The sequence below is a fragment of the Mycobacterium sp. genome (assembly GCF_049278535.1).
GTDB lineage: Bacteria > Actinomycetota > Actinomycetes > Mycobacteriales > Mycobacteriaceae > Mycobacterium.
In genome coordinates, this window is the sequence record NZ_JBAPMI010000197.1 from 1 (window position 1) to 3140 (window position 3140).

The window sequence follows — 3140 nt, forward strand, 5'->3', positions numbered from 1 at the left end:
GTACCACCCGGTCAACCACGAGGGCAAGAAGGGGCTTCAGGACTTCATGACGGCCGAAGAGGTTTCGGACGTTGTCGCGTGGCTGGCCAGTGACGGCTCGGCCACGATCTCGGGCAGCCAGATCGCCGTCGACCGCGGCACCGCGAAGTACTAGCCCGGTAGCACCAGCACCGGGACAGGGCTGTGCCGCAGGATCTTTGACCCTCGGGAGCCGATAAACACCCTGGCGATGCCGCCCACCGGCGACGTGCCGATGGCCAACAGGTCGCCGTCCTGCCAGTCGGCGGCATCCAAGGTGTCACCCCAGCCGTTGCCGGTGACGACCTGCAAGGTTACATCCTTGCCGATCACACCGTCGGTCTTCAACTGCGCCAACGTCTCTCGAGCATGTGTCGCGAGCTGTTCGAGGATCGAATCCTCGGTGCTCAACCCGACTTCCGGCGGGTACATCGTGCGGCCGCGGACCGCGAATGTGACGACCCGCATCGGGACACTCAGCTGCTCGGCAAGGGCCGCAACGCGTTCCACCACATGAAGTGTCTCCGGAGTACCGGGGTAGCCGGCGGTGATCCGAGTCAGAACGCCGGACTTCGATCCGCGGTAGCCGCGCGGGGCAACGGCCAGCGGCACCGGCGACGAATGCAACAGCCGGTCGGCGGTCGAGCCGACCACCAACTGGCCGAGCTTGCCGTCGGACGCCGACCCCAGAACGAGCACCTCTGGCTCGAGTTCTTCCACCGCCTCCAACAACCCGCCGGATGCCGATCGGTGAGCGACTTTGTGGAAGGTGACCTCCAGTCCTTCTGCCAACTCGCTGAGGCATGCCTGCGCTTGCTTGGCAGAGTTAGCCGCCAGTTGCTCTGCGTACTCGGCATATTCGGCGTCGATCCGGCCCAGCGATGGCGTCATCCACGGCCGGGGCACGACCGTGACCACCGTCAGCGACATCTTGAGCGACTTCGCCGCCTCGACCGCCAGATAGAGCGGGGACCGGCCGCCCTTGCCCGCCAGGTAGCCGACGGCGACGGTCACGGCTCATCCGTGTGCTTGGTGACGAAGTGATGATCCTTCGGCGCTTCATCGAACATGACGTCGTCGTCACCGGGCACCGCGGTCGGGATGTAGCCATCGGCGCCGCCGTCGTTCAGTGCGCTGTGCTTGCGTCCCCAGAACAAGTAGAAGAGAAGCACGAGGCCGACACAGCCGCCGAATACCAACCAGGTCTGCCAGCGCAGGCCATACAGCACTGCAGCGCACGCGAGCACGGAGAGAACGGGTGTGACCGGATAACCCGGCACCTTGAAGGGGCGCTCGAGGTTGGGCTCGCGAACCCGCAGGATTATCACGCCGACCGACACTGTGATGAAGGCGACCAGCGTGCCGATCGACACGGCATCGAGCAGCCAATTCAGCGGAATGAAACCGGCAAGGATTCCGGTCGCGACGGCGACGATGATGGTGTTGCCGACCGGAGTCATACTGCGCGGGTTGACTTTTGCGAACATCGATGGAAGAAGGCCGTCCCGGCCCATCGCGAACAGGATGCGGGTCTGGCCGTACATCACGACCAGGGTCACCGAGAAGATGGAAATCACCGCGCCTGCGGCCAGAAGCGTGCTGGCCCACGTCGCGCCGTGGAGGATGTTCTCCAGGATCACCGATAGGCCGGCCTCGGCTTGTTGGTCCGATCCGAATTCGGCGGCGTCCTGCGTGCCGAGGCCGGCGAAGGCGACCAGGATGTAGAAGCTGGTGACCACGATGAGTGCGGCAATGATGGCGCGGGGCATGGTTTTTTGCGGATTCTTCACTTCGTCACCGGCCGTCGATACCGCGTCGAGGCCGATGAACGAGAAGAAGATCATGCTCGCGGCCGTGGTGATGCCGGCGATGCCCTTGTCCCAGAAGCCGTGGAAGTGGTCGGCGTTGAATCCGGTGAGCGCGATAACGATGAACATCAGAAGCACGCCGAGCTTGATCAACACCATGACGGTGTTTACGGCGGCCGACTCGCTTGCGCCGCGAATCAGCAGGAACATGCACATCGCGATCAGCAACACTGCGGGTAGGTTGACGATGCCCGGCGTGGCGTCCCACGGGGCCGACGTCAGTGACTGCGGGAGCTGCCAGCCAAACAGGTTCTCCAACAACTTGTTCACGTAACCGCTCCACCCAACCGCGACCGCGGAGATGGACACGCCATACTCCAGAAGCAGGCAGGCCGCCACACCCATCGCGACGAACTCGCCCATCGTCGTGTAGGCGTATGAGTATGTCGAGCCCGACACCGGCACCGAAGACGCCATCTCCGCATAGCAGATGGCGGAGAGGCCGGCCGCGATCGCGGCGAGGGCAAACGAGACGAGCACCGCCGGGCCCGCCGCCGGCACCGCCGCGGACAATACGAAGAAGATGCCGGTGCCCACGGTAGCGCCGACGCCGAAGAGCGTCAGTTGAATGGTGCCGATGCTTCGCTTGAGATGGTCTGAGGCGCCATGTGCGACCGGGGCACCGGCCACCGGCCGGCGTCGGAGCAACTGCTGGGAGAAGCTCAACGAAGGAGCGGGCATGGTGCCTCCTGTAGGACTCGATTGAACTGCCAGTCAAGTGTGAACCCGCATCCGCGAGAACGTCGGCGAACTGGTCAATCGCCCAGTCGATTTCCTCGGCCGTGATCACCAGTGGCGGCGCGAAACGCAGCGTCTAGCCGTGAGTGTCCTTAACCAGGACACCGCGTTCGGCCAGCTTCAGGCTGATCTGTTTGCCGGTGGCCAGCGATGGTTCGATGTCGACGCCTGCCCACAGTCCCATGCCGCGCACCGCTACCACGCCATGCCCGATCAGCCCACGCAGCCGTGCGTGCAGTCGCTCACCTAGTTTTGTTGAGCGAGACTGGAATTCGCCGCGACGCAGCATACCTACCACCGTGCTGCCCATCGCCGCGGCGAGAGGGTTTCCGCCGAACGTCGAGCCGTGTTCACCGGGGTGCAGCACGCCGAGGACCTCGCGGTTGGCCACCACCGCTGAAACCGGAACCACGCCGCCGCCAAGGGCTTTGCCGAGCAGGTAGATGTCGGGCACCACGCCCCAGTGGTCGCAGGCGAAGGTGCGCCCCGTGCGGGCCAGGCCGGACTGGATCTCGT

Annotated in this window: 3 protein-coding genes and 1 pseudogene; 1 reads left to right on the forward strand and 3 read right to left on the reverse strand. The window is 64.7% G+C overall.

The window, feature by feature from the left end:
* Positions 1-154, forward strand: a 154-nt coding sequence (locus WAO18_RS13570; protein WP_422206786.1) for an SDR family oxidoreductase, incomplete at its 5' end; no start/stop codon positions are given.
* On the opposite strand, the gene WAO18_RS13575 is transcribed toward WAO18_RS13570, so the two are convergent.
* From WAO18_RS13575 to WAO18_RS13585, 3 genes and pseudogenes are all read right to left on the reverse strand, one after another.
* Positions 151-1032 carry a universal stress protein gene (locus tag WAO18_RS13575; RefSeq protein ID WP_422206784.1) on the reverse strand — a complete coding sequence of 294 codons (882 nt, stop codon included), beginning with the start codon at positions 1030-1032 and terminating at the stop codon, positions 151-153. The two genes, WAO18_RS13570 and WAO18_RS13575, sit on opposite strands and share 4 nt — an antisense overlap.
* On the reverse strand, positions 1029-2567 hold the full coding sequence (locus tag WAO18_RS13580) for an amino acid permease (protein WP_422206785.1): 1539 nt from the start codon (positions 2565-2567) through the stop codon (positions 1029-1031). The genes WAO18_RS13575 and WAO18_RS13580 overlap by 4 nt, the downstream gene beginning before the upstream one ends.
* Before the next feature lie 43 nt (positions 2568-2610).
* Positions 2611-3140 (reverse strand): annotated as a pseudogene (locus tag WAO18_RS13585) (aspartate aminotransferase family protein); the annotation flags it as partial.